This is a genomic window from Kitasatospora sp. CB02891 (assembly GCF_002803145.1).
In the GTDB taxonomy this organism is placed as follows: Bacteria; Actinomycetota; Actinomycetes; order Streptomycetales; family Streptomycetaceae; genus Kitasatospora; species Kitasatospora griseola.
In genome coordinates this window covers 491,517-506,297 of the sequence record NZ_NNBO01000001.1, presented here as the reverse complement: position 1 = coordinate 506,297, position 14,781 = coordinate 491,517, and the positions used below count along the sequence as shown (strand labels likewise).

The following is a 14,781-nucleotide window of genomic DNA, read 5'->3' as shown; positions in this document are numbered from 1 at the left end:
GTCACCAGGGCAGCGGGCCGTCCTCGTTGAAGAACTGCCCGGTCGGCCCGTCGGCCGGCAGCGTGGCCAGGCGCACCGCGATCACCGCGCCCTGGGCGGGAGTCCGGGTGCCGCGGTGGCCGTTGAGGTCGGTGTCGCAGTAGCCCGGGCAGGCCAGGTTGACCAGGACGCCGGTGCCGGTCAACTCCTTGGCGTACTGCACCGTCACGGCGTTCAGGAAGGTCTTCGACGGCGCGTAGGCGGCCGAGGTCGGCCCGGTGAACGCGTCCGGGTCGGACTGCAGCGCCAACGAGCCCACCCCGCTGGACATGTTGACGATCCGCGGCGCGGCGGAGCGGCGCAGCAGCGGCAGGACCGCGTTGGTCACCCGGATCACCCCCAGCACGTTCGTCTCCACCACCAGCCGCACCTGCGCCGGGTCGACGCCGGTCGGCGCCTGCGGCATGCCGCCCGTCACCGCCGCGTTGTTGACCAGCACGTCGAGCCGCCCGAAGCGCTCGGCGAGCAGCTCCGCGGCGGCCGTCGCGGAGTCGTCGTCGGTGACGTCGAGCGGGACGGCGAACGCGTCCACGCCGCGGGCGCGCAGCGTCCGCACCGCCTCCTCGCGGCGCTGCCCGTCCCTGGCGCCCACGCCGACCTGCCAGCCCAACGCGCCGAGTCCCGCCGCGATCTCGTACCCGATGCCCTTGTTCGCACCGGTCACCAGCGCCACGGTGGGTCCGTTCGTGTTCTCGTTCATGGCCACCATGCTGCGGGCCGGCCCGGCCGGGTGGCCAAGACCGATCCGGTGGCCCGGCGATACCGTGCGGGTATCGCCGTAGGCTGGGGCGGGTGGAGACCAGGGAACTGCACTACTTCGTCGCCGTGGCCGAGGAGTTGAACTTCGGACGGGCGGCCCGGCGGCTCGGCATGGCGCAGCCGCCGCTGTCGCGGGCGATCGCCCAGCTGGAACGGCGGCTCGGCACCGTCCTGCTGGAACGCGACAGCCGCGGCGTGACGCTGACCGGCGCCGGACACGTGCTGCTGCGCGAGGGCCGCACCGTGCTGGCGGCCGTGGCCGCCGCCGAGGCCCGCACCCGGCGGGCCGGGCAGCCGCCCGGCCTGGTCCTCGCGGCGAAGGCCGGCGCCTCCACCGAACTGCTGGCGGCCCTGCTCGACGCGTACGCCGCCGGGCCGGATCCGGTGCCGGTGGACCTGCGGCTGTGCCGGTTCGGCGAGCAGGAACGCCTGCTGCGCGAGGGTGCGGTGGACGCGGCGCTGCTGCACCTGCCGTTCGACTCCACCGCCGGACTCGACACCGAGGAGCTGCACACCGAGGGCCAGGTCGCCCTCCTGCCCGCCGGCCATCCGCTGGCTGCCCGCACCGCCCTGCGACTCGCCGAGCTCGCCGCCCTGCCGGACCTGCCCGCACCGCGCTTCCCGCGCCGCGACGGCAGTTACCCCGACGGCCCCGGCCCCGAGATCCGCGACCACGCCCAGCTCAGCCAACTGGTCGCCCTCGGCCGGATGTACGCCGTCCTGCCCGACTCCTCCCGCACCCAACTGCGCCCCGGCGTCACCGCCGTCCCCGTGCCCGATGCCCGGCCCGTCACCTCCGTGCTGGCCTGGGACCCGACCGCCCGCTCCCGCCCACTGGCCGGACTGGTGCGGGCGGCGATCGAGGTGTTCGGGGTCGGGACGAACTCCGCTTCTGCGCAGGTGAGTTGAACAACTTTCAGGTGGCCCGGGCGTGGCAACCGGCGTGGGGCAAGTGGATGTTGGGTGGTTTCCCGGGTTGGTGTTGGCCTTGAGGGGTGCGTGAGCGTCGACCGTGGTGGTGCGGTGCGGGCTGGCATGTCGCCGAACGGGGCGGCGGAGCTGTTGCGGGCCGGGCAGCTGTGCCTCGGCGGCGCCTGCCATTGGTCTGGGTGAGTTGGGCAATTGGCGTGGGGCAAGCGGATGTCGGGTGGTCGCCCGGGTTGGTATCGGCCTTGAGGGGCGCGTGAGTGCCGGTCGGAGTGGTGCGGTGCGGGCCGGCATATCGCCGGACGGGGCGGCGGAGCTGTTGCGGGCCGGGTAGCCGTGTCTCGGCGGCGCCTGCCATCGCGCCGGGCGGCAGGGTTCGGCGGCGGACGGTGTCGGCTGTCCTCGGCTCGGTGTTCCTGTTCGAGAACGTGCTGAGCTGCGCCCGGCGAGACTGCACGGGGTTCGTCGAAAGGGCGTCAACTGGTTACCGGATCACCGATGGTGGGTGGCTGCCAGGTGTAGGTGGGGGCCGAGCGGTCGAGCAGGACGCGGTCGGGCAGGCGTCCGGCGGCGGCGAGGACGCTGTCGCGCAGGAGGGTGCCCGGGCGGGAGTGGACGGCGACCAGGCGGCCCACGGTGTGCGAGCCCGCCACGATCCGGGAGGTGCGGGGCAGGCGGGCAGCGGAGTAGGCGTCGAGGGCGAGGGAAGGGTCCGACGGCTCGTGCGGGGCGGGAAGTGCGGCGGCCAGGACCACCGCGTCCTCGACGGCCTGGCAGGCGCCCTGCCCCTGGAACGGCGACATGGCGTGTGCGGCGTCGCCGAGCAGCGCGACCCGGCCGCGGTGGAACGCCGGCAGCGGGTCGGTGAGCGCCCAGACGTCGTTCCGCAGCACCCGGGCGGCGTCGGCCCCCCGCAGCAGTTCCGGCAATGGGGCGCACCAACTGCCGTACCGGCGCAGCATTTCGGCGTGCTCGTCGCCGTCGGCGGCGCGCTGCCCGGCCGGCGCGAGGGCGGCCCCGTATACGTACACCCGTCCGGCGGCGAGCGGCACGATGCCGGCGAGCGCGCCGCGTCCCCAGATCTCGCCGACGGCGGCGGGCGGGTGCTCGGGGTGGTCGACGACGGTCCGCCAGGTGGTGAACCCCGAGTAGCGGGGCCCGGGGTGGTGCGGGAAGAGCCGGGCCCGAGTGGCGGAGCGGATGCCGTCCGCCGCGACCACGAGGGACGCCTCGCACCGGCCGTCCGGGGTGTCGACCCGGGCCGGGGCGTGGGCGTCGCCGGGGTCGTGCAGAGCGGCCGGCGAGTCGGTGCGGACGGTCCCGGGCGGGAGGGCGTCGACCAGCGCGGCGATCAGTTCGGCCCGCGCGACCGCCAGCACCGGATCGCCGAAGTGCCGCTGCACCGCCTCGGTGTCCGTCCGGGCCAGCCACCGTCCGGACGGGCGTCGCAGGCCCACGGCCGGGTGCCGCACCGCGAGGGCGCGCAGGCGTGCGCCGACGCCCAGAACGTCCAATGCCCGCAACGCGTTCGGCGCCAACGCCAGCCCCGCGCCGACCGGTTCGAGGCTCGCGGCCCGCTCGTGCACGGTGACCCGGACGCCCCGCCGATGCAGGGCGAGGGCGGCGGCGAGGCCGCCGATGCCACCGCCGATCACGATCGCCGGGCGGCTGTCAGGGGTGGAGGGCATGGCGGGGCTCCGATCGACCGAGTCGACTACAGGTGTAGTTCGGCTTGCTGGGGCCGAGCGTACTACGGATGTAGTTCCGGTGGACCGGGTTCCTTCGCGCGCCGTCGACGGCGCGCCGTCGGCTGCGGGCTGTCGGCTGGGGGCCGTCAGGCGGAGGGTGCGGCGGCCGAGCGGATGGCCCGGAGGGCGGACTCGGGGGTCCAGCGGGCGGCGGCGCCCGGGCGGGTGGCCAGGTAGTTCGCGGCTCGGGCCGCGCTCCAGCCGTGGGCCTCGGAGAGACCGGCGGCCATGGTGGCGAGGTAGGCGGCGGAGGGCGGGTTGAGATCGGCGTCGGCGAGCGTCCCGGGGGCGGTGAAGGTGAGCACGGGGATGCCGTCGAGGCCGCCGAGACGGAGCAGGGTCTCGTAGCGCCCGGGGCCCACTCGGTCGCGGCCCGTGGTCAGGACCCGAGTCAGGTCGAGGTCGGCGAAGGGCTCGCGGTACATCTCCTGGGCGGCGATGTCGGCGAACTGCCCGGCGGTGAGGAGGTAGGCCCGGGCCGGCAGGTCGCCGCCCGGAGCGGGGTCGTAGAAGGCCGTGCCGCCGGTCCAGGTGGAGGATTCGAGGGCGAAGTACAGGGTCCCCGACAGCAGGATCGGCAGCGTCCGCTCCGGTGGAGTGCGGTCGCGGCAGCCCGAGTAGCTGCGGGCGGCGCCGACCGGACGGCCGCCGGAGAGGTAGCGGGCGAGGCGGCCGGCGTGCATGTTCGACCCGTACGCCGCGTACCACACCGGGTCGCCGGGGGCGGTCGGGCCGGACAGCGGCGACGGTCGGCGGGGCGACGGCTGGGGCTCGGCGCGTGACGGCCGGGGCTCGTTCATGTGGCAGAAGGTAGCGGCGACCTGACGGACCGCGGCTGCTCGACGGGCCGATGGCGCGGCGCGGTTTGGGGGAAGCGGCCGGAGCGCGGGATGATCTCGCCATGACTCTGGCACGACCGACCCGGATTGCCGATGCGGCTGTCGCCGTGATCGCGGAGCGCGGCCTGCGCGGGCTGACGCACCGGGCGGTCGACGAGGCGGCCGGGCTCCCCGTGGGATCGACGTCCAACCTGGCGCGGACGCGGTCGGCGCTGCTGGAGGTCGCCCTGACCCGGATCGCCGAGGTCGAGGCGGCCGGGATGGTCGGGGACGTGCTGACCCGGCCGGTCGGGGAGGGCGCGGCGGCGCGACGCCTGCTGGTGACGGTGGTGGCGGACGGGCTGGAGCACGCGTTGACGGCGGGCCGGGTGCTGACGGTGGCCCGGATCGAGCTGGCCCTGGAGGCCGCCCGTCGCCCCGAACTCCGGTCCGTCTGCGACCGGTTGGGGGCCGGCTTCGTGGACGTGGCGGTCCACCTGCTGCGCGCCTGCGGCTCGACCGACCCGGCCGCGGACGCCCGGCGGCTGGTGCGCTGGTGCGACGGCGTCCTGTTCAACGGGACGGCGGGCAGCGGGCACGCGAACCCGCCGGGCCGCGCCGAACTGGCGGCGGACGCCGACCGGTACCTGGCCGCCCTCCTCGACGGCTGAGCGTCGGCGGTGCTCGAACTGCCCGAAGGCTCCTGGTGGGACTGGGACGTGGTCTCCTGGGACCCGTCCCGACTGATCCTGGCCGCCGGCCACGACCTGACGTACCACCACCGCCTCGAACTGCACTTCGAAGACCCGGAGTTGGTGTCCTGCCCCGCTTCCTTCCAGGACCCGGTGTTCCGCGCTCCGACGCCCGCCGAGACGACCGGCGTCCGCGACCGACTCGGCACCGCCCCGTCCGTCCTGATCGCCTTCACCGCCGACGCGGGCGGCCCCGAACCGACCGAGGGCCTGATCGCGGCGGGTCGGCTGCGCGTCGTCGAAGGCCTGGTATACCGGTACTGGCGTGGGGAGTTGGGCCCTGGCGAACGCCTTGCACCGTGGGTGCGGCGGCCGGAGTGACAGCGCGGACGGCGATCGAGCGCGCCGGGCTTCGGGGGGTACTGAGGGCATGGAGCTGCGTGGAGCCGAGGTCGTACTGCGGCCGGTCGCCGTCGGTGACGAGGAAGTCCTCGACCGGATCGTCCGGGAGCCGGAGGTCGCCGCATGGTGGTCGCCCCCGGACGACTTCCAGCGCATGCTCGCCGTCGTCCTCCGGGGCGAAGTCATCGGAGCGATCCAGTACCAGGAGGAGACCGACCCCGAGTTCCGGCATGCCGGCCTCGACGTCTTCCTGACCGCACGCCACCACGGAAAGGGACTCGGCACCGACGCCGTACGGACCCTCGCCCGCTGGCTGGTGCACGACCGCGGCCACCACCGCCTGACCATCGACCCCGCCGCGGCCAACACCGCGGCGATCCGCAGCTACCGCAAGGTCGGCTTCCAACCCGTCGGAATCATGCGGTCCTACTGGCGCGACCACCGGACGGGCACCTGGCAGGACGGGCTGCTCATGGACCTGCTCGCCGAGGAACTCACCTGACCCGACCGGCCTGCGCCGGGCCGCTCCGCAGTGGCCGCGCCTGCGCCGGTCAGCCTTCGGCGTCGAACCAGTCCTTGTCGGCCGTCCAGTGGGCGACCCAGCCGGCGAAGCCCGGAGCGGCGGTGGTCCCGCCGAAGACGTCGCCGAACGGGGAGGCGCCCTCGCCGGTCACGAGCCAGATGTGGCCGCGGTGTTCGCCGGTGACGACCAGGTGCCAGTACATGCCGCAACCGTCGGTGCCGAGCACGATCGAACCGTCGTTGAACACCGGCTCGATCGCCTCGTCGAGCTCCTCCTCCGGGGTGTCCTCGTCGTCCTCCCACAACCACGTCCCGGTCAGCGGGAACGGCCGGCCCAGCACCCGCTCGGGCCGGCCGCCACCCCAGTCCTCGGGCAACTCGGCCAGCGGCACCAGCCCGTAGGTCGGCGGGCCCTCGGCCGAGCCGTCGGCGATCTCGGCGACGAACGTCCGATAGGGCTCCGGCAGGACGACGCCGTGCTGCGCCTCGAAGGCGTGCACCCCCGCCCAGCCGAGAGCGGCGCCGTTGGCGGAGGCGAAGGCTTCGCGGAGAGCGGCGAGTTCGGCCGCGTCGGGGTGTTCCGTATGCACGGGCCATGTCTAGCAGCAGGGGCGGACACACGAGACCCGCGGGGCCTGCCGGGGCTGCGTCAGAACGGCGGCTCGGCGCTGTGCCGTTCGGCATGGTCACCCGCCGCCCAGGAAGCACGCTCGGCCCTCGGCCGGTCGCGACGTTCGCGGGCGGCCGCGTCCTCCGTGGTCTCCAGCGCCCCGGTGCCATGCCCCCACGTGCTCAGCGCACCGAGGACGCAGTCGCGCCGGTGGCGGTTCGCGACGGCCGAGGTCGAAGTCGTCGAGTGCAATCGAACGTGGGCGGCTTCGGTGGTCAGCGGCAGTTCGAGGCTGCCGGCCGGCAGAGTCTGACGTTGGTGACGCCCGGTAGTTCGGCGATCGTGCGGCGCAGTTCGGCGCGGTCGGCGGCGGAGGTGCGGGGGTCGAAGACGACCGTGAGTCCGGCGCCCGGCACTCCGCCGGTTTCCAGCAGGAAGACGTGGGTGGCGCCGTGGCCGAGATCCTGGGCGTCGTAGGAGATTGCGTGGGTGTGGCCAGTCGGCAGGAGGGGACTGCCTTCCTGGACTGTGGCGAGGTAGGCGTCCGGTCCGCGGAAGAGAGGGGCGACCCAGGCCTCGCCGATCAGCCAGCCGGCCAGGCCCAGGGTCACGGTGGACACCAGAACGCCGAGCGCGAGCGGCCCGGGGCGGGGCTCGGGACGTGCCCGGCTTGCCGCGGTGAGAAGGACGAGGCCCGCGGGCAGCAGGACGAACAGCCCGAAGAGGAATCCGAGGACGGCGATTCCGAGTACCGCGCAGCTCATGGTCAGACAGGCTGTCCGGAACGTGGCGACGTCCCGCGCGAGCAGCGGTGCTGCTGCGGCCAGTGCGCCGAGCACCAGCCCGAAATCGATGCCCGACCCACCGACCAGGACCACCCAGAGCACGCCGGGCGCGGCGCACAGTGTCGCCAGCACCACCAGGACTCGCGCTGCTCGCGGTACCTGCCTCGCCCGCTCCACGGGTCCGGGTGCAGCCATGGCTTCCACGCCCCCACTGTTGAACGCGTTCAAATTTTCTGAAGTCACGCTACCAGGCCCGCCCGGTCGCTGGTGATCCGGCCGATGCTCGGCGTGCGCAACGGCCATGCGAGCCTGGGCTGATGGCGTGTCAGCCGACGGCGTGGGTGAGGGGCGGGGCGATGGCCTGGACGTCGGCGTTCTGGCCGACCCAGAGGCCGATGAAGAGGGCCGCGGTGGCCTCCAGGAGGTGCGCGCGGGCGAGGGGGCCGGCGTGGACGGGTGTGCAGCCGAGGTCGCGGACCAGGGTGGCGGCGTGCGCGAGGGCGTCCGGATGGTCGCCGCAGAGCGGGACGGCGAGGGGGCGGCCGTCGAAGACCGGGGGCTGCAGGCGCCAGACGTCCTCGTGGCAGAGGTTGAACGCCTTCACCACGCGGGCGCCGGGCGCCGCGTCCGCCAACTGGTGGGCAGCGGACGGCCCTTGTTCGGTGAGCAGCCGGAATCCCGGGCCGACCGGGTTGGCGCAGTCGATCAGCGTGCGGCCGGCCAGCGCATCGCGCAGCTCGCCGACCACCTCGGCGCCCGCGCCGTACGGCAGTGCCACCAGCACCACCTCGCCGGCCTCCGCCGCCGCGCGCAGACCGGCCGGGCGGGCGCCGTGGCCGATCCGGTCGGCGAGGCGGCGGGCCCTGGCCGCGTCCCGGCCGCCGACAGTGACGTGGTGCCCGGCGCGGGCCCAGTGGGTGGCGAGGGCGTCGGCCATGCGGCCGGTGCCGAGAACGCCGATGGTGAACGGTTCGGACATCAATGTGCTCCACTCCGTGCGGGGTTGGACCGATCTCCTTCGACAGTAGGGAGCCGGTCGGGCACCATTCGGTACGTGACCCCCGACGCCTTCCTCGCCGACTGCCGAGCCCGGCTCGCCTTCGACCTGCTCTCCAACACCTGGAACGCCGTACTGATCTGGGCGCTGCGCGACGGCCCGCACCGCCCCGTCGAACTGCGGGAGCGGATCGGCGGCATCAGCTCGAAGGTCCTGACCGAGACGCTGCGCCGCCTGCAGTACCACGGCCTGGTCGAACGCCGCCCGCAGGCCGCGACCGGCGTGGAGTACGCGCTGACCGCGCTCGGCCGCACCCTGCTGGCGCCGATCGACGCCTTCGGAGCCTGGGCGTTCGAGCACGGGGACCAGGTGATGGCGGCCCAGGAGGCGGCGGACGCGGCGGCTGCGGAGGACCGGCCGTGAACGAGGCGCAGCCGGGGCCGACCGAGATCGCCGGGTGGTTGCAAGCCGTCGCCGAGGGGTGGGTGGACCGGGACAGGGCGGACCGGTGGGCGGCGAGATGGGTGCTGGACGACACGCTGCGGTGGGACGAGGTGTCCTGGTGGGCGCTGGGCCTGCTGCACGGCATCGATCTGCGCTCCGGACCGGGCGAGCCGTACCTGCACGACGATGAGCAAGTAGGCGAGTGGGTGGCGGAGTTGGCGGATCGCGGAGTCACGGGTAGGGGCGCCGGGTGATGGCACTGCCGGTTGGTCCTGGCTGAGTGCGGCAGTCGCGGCGCCTGGAAATCGTGCGGATGTTCGGTTGTCGGGGCATGGTGGGACGACGGCGGGTGCGGTGCTGACCGGGTGGGCCCGGAGCGCCGGAGTCTCCATGAACTCGACGCTCTGGAAGCTCAGTTGGAGCCGGACCGGCGCGGGGGCGAGGATGTTGATGCGCCGTCATGTTCGGTGCGGCGGCGGTCGGTCGCAAACGATGGTGGACCGAACGACGGAAGGCGGACCGGAACGATGGTCCGTCGGAATGGAAAGCCGGCCGGAGCCGCACCATCGGTCTGCCGAACGGTTAGGAATTCGGGCGACCCATCACTCGCTTCGACCGCGGCCGGTTCGCTGCCGCAGGGCGCGTCACCCGGCCGGGATCGAGAGGAACCCTCCATGGCACCGCACTTCCGAGGCACCGCGTTGCTCGCGGCCGCCGCCATCACTCTGCTCGCAGCCCCCTCCGCCGCCGCCCTCGGCACCCCGGCCAGGCCCTCCGAGTCCGCCCCCACCGGCACCACGGCCGCCGCCCCGGGCGGAACGTCGGCGGCGAAGCCGGCCGGTAGCACGACCAGCTCGAAGCCTGCCGGTACGGCGACCGGTGCGAAGCCGGCCGGTAACACCTCGAACGCGAAGCCTGCCGGTACGGCGACCGGTGCGAAGCCGGCCGGTAACACCTCGAACGCGAAGCCTGCCGATACGACGACCGGTGCGAAGCCGGCCGGTAACACCTCGAACGCGAAGCCCGCTGGTAACACGACCGGCTCGAAGCCTGCCGGTAGCACGACCGGTGCGAAGCCCGCCGGAAGCACCTCGAACGCGAATCCTGCCGGTAGCACGACCGGTGTGAAGCCTGCCGGTACGACGACCGGTGCGAAGCCCGCCGGTAACACCTCGAACGCGAAGCCTGCCGGCACCACGACCGGTGCGAAGCCCGCCGGCACCACGTCGGGCGCACCGACCGGGGCGAACCCGGGTGCCGGCACCGGCATCATGGTGCCCGGCACCTCGTTCGCGCTCGGTGATGTCGCCACCCCGGGCGGCGCCCCGCTGGCGGAGGACGTCGCGACGCCCGGCGGTGTCCCGCTGGCGGGGGAGGTCGTCACGCCCGGTGGTGTCCCGCTGCCCGCCGATGGCGCCGCGCCCGGGGGCACTCCGGCCACGGGTGGTGTGCCCAGCGGCCAGGACGACGACTCGTATCCGACGCTCCGGCCGGTGGACAAGGTCTACCCCGCGTTGCCGCCGCCCGGGCGGCTCGTCCACGGCGAGCCGGTCGAGCGCGTCGTCCGCTGACGCGTCGTCCACCCTCGCCTCCGGCACACCCCGTGGTGTGTCGTCCGCCCGCCACTACGCTGTCCGCGTCGGTGGTCGGGCGGACTCCGCTGTGTGCCCCCGCCCGTGATCTGCGGCTGCGGGGCCGAGGCGGAGCGGTCCGGTTCTGCCGCGCGGTGCCCACAGACGGCGCTACGGTTCGCTCGTGACGCGGCCGCGAGGAGAGAGCAGGCACCAGTGGGGGACGAATTGACCATGGCGTCGGACGGCTTCCCCGTCCCGGATCTCGCGGCGATGCTCGGCCAGGCGGTGCCCGTCGACCGGAGCCGCTGGATGCCCCTGCTGCCGGACGCCACCTGGTGGCCGACCGGCCTGGACGACTGCCCGCAGGCGGGGCACTGGCCACGTGTCGACCGGCGCGCCGTGTTCTCGCTCGCCCGCCGTGCCGGGACGGTCGAGGCCAACCGGCAGCTGCTGGTCGCCGCACTCGTGTGGGGTTCGGGCACCAAGGCCCGCGAGGTGAAGCGGCGTGGTCGGATATTCGCCCGCAATTCCGTCGCGGAGCTCGATGCGCGACTCGGGTCGGCGCTGACAGTGCTTCGCGAGGAAGGGGCGGCAGCGGCGTACCGGGCGTTCAACAACGACCACAGGATCCCGTACCTGGGGCCGGCGTTCTTCTCCAAGGTGCTGTACTTCGCCGGTGACGGGGCCGTGGCAGGGCCGCACCGTCCGCTCATTCTGGACCGGGTCGTCTCGACGGCCCTCAGGAGGCTCGGGATCGTCGACGGCAGTTGGCCCCGGTGGGGCTGGACGTCGAGCCAGTATGCGCAATACCTGGCTGCGGTTCACGACCTGGCGCAGCAACGCTCCGTCCGGCCCGACCAGATCGAGGCGGCGCTCTTTCACCTCGGCAGTCGGGCCACCCGGAACAGTCGACACGGTGCGGCGTGCTGGAGTCCCGCCGTCGGGCCGGTTCCTGCTGCCCGGGTCAGCGGCTGTCGCGCTGCTGGACAGTGAGGCGCTCGGCGGGGAAGAGGTGCCGGCCGGTCAACTGCGCGCGTTCGGTGCGGCAGAGGATCAGGAGTCCGAGGTCGGGGAGGTCGGCGAGGGGCGTCAGGTCGAGCGAGACGGGGTGGTCCTCGGTGACTTCCAGGGTCAGGAACTCCAGTGCGGGGAAGAAGCTGTCGAGCAGGTCGAGCGGGTAGTCGGTGGGGACCTGGGTGAGGTTCAAGTACCAGACCAGTTCGACCGGTTGAGGGTTCGGGATCGAGGCCAGGTCGGGTGCGGTGATGGTGAGGGCGTCCAGGCCGACCACAGTGCCGAGGACCGAGTGGAGTTCGGCGGGCCGGGTCTCGGCGGGGAGTTCGTGCAGGTACAGGCTGCGGACGGACATGCCGGAGAGCGGGGTCAGGTCGACCAGGTCGGGGCACCGGTAGATCGACAGGCGGTCCAGCGGGCCCCAGTGCCGGAGGAAGGAGAGGTCGGAGAGTCCCCGCATGGACAGGCTCAGTTCCTTCACCTGTGGTGCGAGCCGATTCCACAACTCCGGTTCGACGGGCAGCCGGTGGCCCAGCAGGACGCGACGCAGGGTCGGGTGGCCGAGCAGTTCCGGGATCTGGTCGGACGACGTGATCTGCACCTGGATGCTGGAGAGGTCCGCCCGGGCCACCACCTGTCGGCTGAATTCGTGGGTCCCGAAGTGCTGCCACTGGTCGACGACGCCTTCGAGCAGGGTGCGGGTTCCGGGCCTGGCCGACTCCTTCAACCGGGACTTGTCGCCGGCGCCGGGGAGTTCGGCCAGCGTGCCGAGCACGGCGAGCGACTCGTCCCCGCCGATGAGAGCCAGGACTTCCGGCACGAGCGGGCCTGCGGCGAGCAGGACGTCAGGGTCCTCCTCGGCGAACCGCCGGACGACGGTGGTGAGTTCCTCGCCGACCACGGCCAGCTCGGCGGGAGCGGGTTCGGCGGCGAGGAGCGCCGGAAGGTGCTGGTGGAGGCGGTCCAGGATGGTGCGGCGGACCTTGCCGTCGAGTTCGGGGGCGCTCGGGAGGCAGCTGGCGGCGAGGAGGTGGACGGCGGGGCGGTGGTCGCTCGGGGCGGTGTCGGCGGCGTCCAGGATCGCGGTGAGGAGTTCGGCGCGTTCGCGGCGGCCGCAGTGGCCGACCGTCATGCGGATCACGTCGCCCCACTGCTCGTCGGCGGCGTGGCCGGCCAGCAGGCCGAAGTCGTTCTCCTCGCGGAACTCCATGGCGGCCAGGTAGTCCTGGAAGGTGCGGTGGACGAACTGGAAGGTGTCCGGGCCGGTCTCGGTGATCAGGCCGGTCCGGTTGAGGACGTGCAGGTACGCCCGGTCGGCGCCGGTCCGTCTGGCCAGGCCCGGCAGGTCGCGCAGGGCCTTGCCGATCTGGGCGACCGCGTCGCGCCGTCGGCCTTCCGACTGGTTGTTGCGCACCAGCCAGTGGGCGATCCGGCGGAGCATCGCCAACTGCTCCTCCTCGGACGCCTGCAGCTGCTCCGCGCCCTGCACCCGCCGGCCCTCGTCGCGTTTGACCAGCATCATGGACATCGCGTCGCGGTACAGCGCCATGCGGTGCCGCGGCAGCGCACCGTCCGACTCGCGGTTCAGGGCGCAGATCATCGCGCACAGCAGCGGGCTGTCGGTGAGCTGGGCGATCTCCGGCACGCTGTCCAGGGTGCGGAGGAGATCGGCCTCGTCCTGGTCCACCTCGCGGCGCCAGCGCTGCGCCTCCTCGTCGGTGTGCTGGACGGCCAGGAGTTCCTGCAGCGCGGCCCGGTGCCAGCGTTCGATGAAGTGGCCGCGGTCCCGACGGTTCATCGGGCAGAGCTGCAACTCGTCGAAGCCCAGGTGGCCGAGCCAGCCGTGCGGCACCGCGGACGGGCGGACGGTGGCCAGCGTCCAGGTGTCGGGGTAGTGGTCGAGCAGCCGGTCCAGCCAGCCGAGGGCCTCGTCGCGTTGCTCGCCCGGTACTTCGTCCAGTCCGTCGACGAGCAGCAGGGCGCGTCCGGCGGCCAGCACCCGGTGTGCCCAGCCGGCGGGTTGGCGGTCGGCGCACATGCGGTCGTCGAGGGCGAGGAACTCCTCGGGGCGGGGCGTCATGGCGCCCTTGCGGTACAGCTTGCGGAGCTGGAGGACGAGCGGGACGCGGTGGTTGAACTCCTCCAGGCCCTCGCGCAGGGTGCCGTTCATCGCGCCGACGGCCAGCCACTGCACGAGGGTGGTCTTGCCGGAGCCGGCCTCGCCGCGGATCAGGACGCGGCGGCGGCCCGGGAGGACCCGTTCGGCGCGCTGCGGGCCGAGGTCGGGGCCGGTGGCGCTGTCGGCGGAGCGGATCTCCAGGCTCAGGTAGGAGGTGGTGAGGTCCCAGCCGCGGCGGCCGTGGCCGGCGGCCTGACGGAGGCCGAAGATGCGGATCCGGCCGTAGTCCGCCTCGACGGCTCTCGCGTAGTCGCGTTCGAAGTCGCGGTCGGCGAGGTCGGTGGCGGAGATGCCTTCCAGCTCCGGGAGTTCGTCGAGGTGGTATCCGAGCGCGGTGCGGAAGCCGGGGTCGCCGAGCAGCGCACCGGTCGGCACCAGGGCGAACTGGGAGTGCTGCCAGGTGTCCGGCTGCCGGTCCTGGACGGCTATGCCGAGCAGGTGGTCCCGGAACACCACGCCGGCGCCGGACAGGCCCGACCACGGCGAATCGGTGCCGCGCCGGGTGCGGGGCGGGTACTGCTGGACGAGCAGGGCCTGGCGGTCGGCCCGCCGTCCGGTGGCGGGCGCGAGGGTGGCCGGCACCTGGACGGTGTCGAGGCGGCCCTCCTCGTCGCGTCCGACGAGCGGAAAGCCCGTCAGGTGGCAGTCGGGGACGGGTTCGAGCATCCTGACGGCGCCCCAGCGCAGTGGCGCGAAGCGGTTGGCGGGCACCAGGTCGCGGTTGGCGAGCAGCAGCGCGGCGTCGAGGCCGGTGGAGCTCCACACGGTGATGCAGCGTGCCCAGCCGGTGCCGTCCAGGACGGCGGCCTCCGGCGACGACCCGCCGACATGGGCCGCCGTCAGGACCAGCCGCGGACCGAGCAGGATGCCACTGCCCTGGGTGGCGCCGCGGATCGCCGCCACGTGGTGGGTGCGGAGCGCCAAGGTCAGAATCCGTCCCGGCGGCCCAGGTCGGGGTTGGAGATGTCGATGCTGCGGCCGGTGCTCGCGTCCTTCGGCGTCAGGGTGACCGAGACCTTGTGGGTCCGGGTGTGCGCGAGCCCGGCCTCCGCGTCGGCGGACAGCACCCAGGCCTTGACGCCCCCCTTGGCGCGGGCGTCGCGCTTCAGCTCGACGGTGAAGTCGAGCGTCACCGGGCCGACTTCGAACTGGACGGCCTGGCCGCGGCCGCGCTCGGAGGCGTCCAGCAGCTCCAGGCGGATCGCCTCGATCGCGTCGGCCAGTTCGATGTCATGACGGTCCATCGCTCGTCCCCCACAGCTCGGATTCTC

At 73.6% G+C, this 14,781-nt stretch carries 16 protein-coding genes; 8 read left to right on the top strand and 8 right to left on the bottom strand.

All coding sequences use genetic code 11. The annotated features are described in order from the left end of the window. Window position 1: 1 nt before the first annotated feature. A complete protein-coding gene (locus CG736_RS02360; protein ID WP_198520326.1) occupies window positions 2–748 on the bottom strand; it encodes an SDR family oxidoreductase in 747 nt (248 codons plus the stop codon). 83 nt (window positions 749–831) lie between these two features. Here CG736_RS02360 and CG736_RS02355 point away from each other — a divergent pair, with 83 nt between their 5' ends. Further along, window positions 832–1,707 carry a LysR family transcriptional regulator gene (locus tag CG736_RS02355; protein WP_100584440.1) on the top strand — a complete coding sequence of 292 codons (876 nt, stop codon included), beginning with the start codon at window positions 832–834 and terminating at the stop codon, window positions 1,705–1,707. Between the two features lie 494 nt (window positions 1,708–2,201). On the opposite strand, the gene CG736_RS02350 is transcribed toward CG736_RS02355, so the two are convergent. Further along, window positions 2,202–3,413 (bottom strand): NAD(P)/FAD-dependent oxidoreductase, encoded by a 1,212-nt coding sequence (locus CG736_RS02350; protein WP_100584439.1) that lies wholly within the window; start codon window positions 3,411–3,413, stop codon window positions 2,202–2,204. 146 nt (window positions 3,414–3,559) lie between these two features. Further along, window positions 3,560–4,273 carry a histone deacetylase gene (locus CG736_RS02345; RefSeq protein WP_369879755.1) on the bottom strand — a complete coding sequence of 238 codons (714 nt, stop codon included), beginning with the start codon at window positions 4,271–4,273 and terminating at the stop codon, window positions 3,560–3,562. 101 nt (window positions 4,274–4,374) lie between these two features. Here CG736_RS02345 and CG736_RS02340 point away from each other — a divergent pair, with 101 nt between their 5' ends. From CG736_RS02340 to aac(6'), 3 genes are read left to right on the top strand one after another with little or no spacing between them, the layout of a single operon-like run. Further along, window positions 4,375–4,962, top strand: coding sequence for a TetR/AcrR family transcriptional regulator (locus tag CG736_RS02340; RefSeq protein WP_100584438.1), 588 nt, complete (start codon window positions 4,375–4,377; stop codon window positions 4,960–4,962). A 9-nt stretch (window positions 4,963–4,971) separates the two neighbouring features. After that, the gene (locus tag CG736_RS02335) at window positions 4,972–5,364 is read left to right on the top strand and encodes a hypothetical protein (RefSeq protein ID WP_100584437.1); all 393 of its coding nucleotides are present in this window, start codon (window positions 4,972–4,974) and stop codon (window positions 5,362–5,364) included. A gap of 49 nt (window positions 5,365–5,413) precedes the next feature. Further along, complete coding sequence (gene aac(6'), locus CG736_RS02330) at window positions 5,414–5,887, top strand: aminoglycoside 6'-N-acetyltransferase (RefSeq protein WP_100584436.1); 474 nt, start codon at window positions 5,414–5,416, stop codon at window positions 5,885–5,887. A gap of 49 nt (window positions 5,888–5,936) precedes the next feature. On the opposite strand, the gene CG736_RS02325 is transcribed toward aac(6'), so the two are convergent. The 3 genes from CG736_RS02325 to CG736_RS02315 form a co-directional block, all read right to left on the bottom strand. Further along, a complete protein-coding gene (locus tag CG736_RS02325; RefSeq protein ID WP_100584435.1) occupies window positions 5,937–6,497 on the bottom strand; it encodes an SMI1/KNR4 family protein in 561 nt (186 codons plus the stop codon). 295 nt (window positions 6,498–6,792) lie between these two features. Further along, window positions 6,793–7,530, bottom strand: coding sequence for a hypothetical protein (locus tag CG736_RS02320; RefSeq protein WP_157815365.1), 738 nt, complete (start codon window positions 7,528–7,530; stop codon window positions 6,793–6,795). Window positions 7,531–7,627: 97 nt separating this feature from the next. Beyond that, window positions 7,628–8,281, bottom strand: a complete 654-nt coding sequence (locus CG736_RS02315) for an NADPH-dependent F420 reductase (RefSeq protein WP_100584433.1) — start codon at window positions 8,279–8,281, stop codon at window positions 7,628–7,630. Between the two features lie 75 nt (window positions 8,282–8,356). Between CG736_RS02315 and CG736_RS02310 the strand changes: the two genes are divergently transcribed. The 4 genes from CG736_RS02310 (at window position 8,357) to CG736_RS02295 (ending at window position 11,310) form a co-directional block, all read left to right on the top strand. Continuing rightward, on the top strand, window positions 8,357–8,722 hold the full coding sequence (locus CG736_RS02310; protein ID WP_100584432.1) for a helix-turn-helix domain-containing protein: 366 nt from the start codon (window positions 8,357–8,359) through the stop codon (window positions 8,720–8,722). Further along, on the top strand, window positions 8,719–8,997 hold the full coding sequence (locus tag CG736_RS02305; protein ID WP_100584431.1) for a hypothetical protein: 279 nt from the start codon (window positions 8,719–8,721) through the stop codon (window positions 8,995–8,997). The genes CG736_RS02310 and CG736_RS02305 overlap by 4 nt, the downstream gene beginning before the upstream one ends. Before the next feature lie 420 nt (window positions 8,998–9,417). Continuing rightward, complete coding sequence (locus tag CG736_RS35835) at window positions 9,418–10,314, top strand: hypothetical protein (RefSeq protein ID WP_157815364.1); 897 nt, start codon at window positions 9,418–9,420, stop codon at window positions 10,312–10,314. A gap of 234 nt (window positions 10,315–10,548) precedes the next feature. Further along, a complete protein-coding gene (locus CG736_RS02295) occupies window positions 10,549–11,310 on the top strand; it encodes a hypothetical protein (protein ID WP_157815363.1) in 762 nt (253 codons plus the stop codon). Here CG736_RS02295 and CG736_RS02290 read toward each other — a convergent pair. Together CG736_RS02290 and CG736_RS02285 are read right to left on the bottom strand one after the other, a co-directional pair. Beyond that, the gene (locus CG736_RS02290; protein ID WP_100584428.1) at window positions 11,282–14,434 is read right to left on the bottom strand and encodes an NACHT domain-containing NTPase; all 3,153 of its coding nucleotides are present in this window, start codon (window positions 14,432–14,434) and stop codon (window positions 11,282–11,284) included. The genes CG736_RS02295 and CG736_RS02290 overlap by 29 nt on opposite strands. A gap of 2 nt (window positions 14,435–14,436) precedes the next feature. Further along, entirely contained in the window at window positions 14,437–14,754 is a 318-nt protein-coding gene (locus CG736_RS02285) for a trypco2 family protein (protein ID WP_100584427.1), read from the bottom strand. Between the last annotated feature and the right edge of the window lie 27 nt (window positions 14,755–14,781).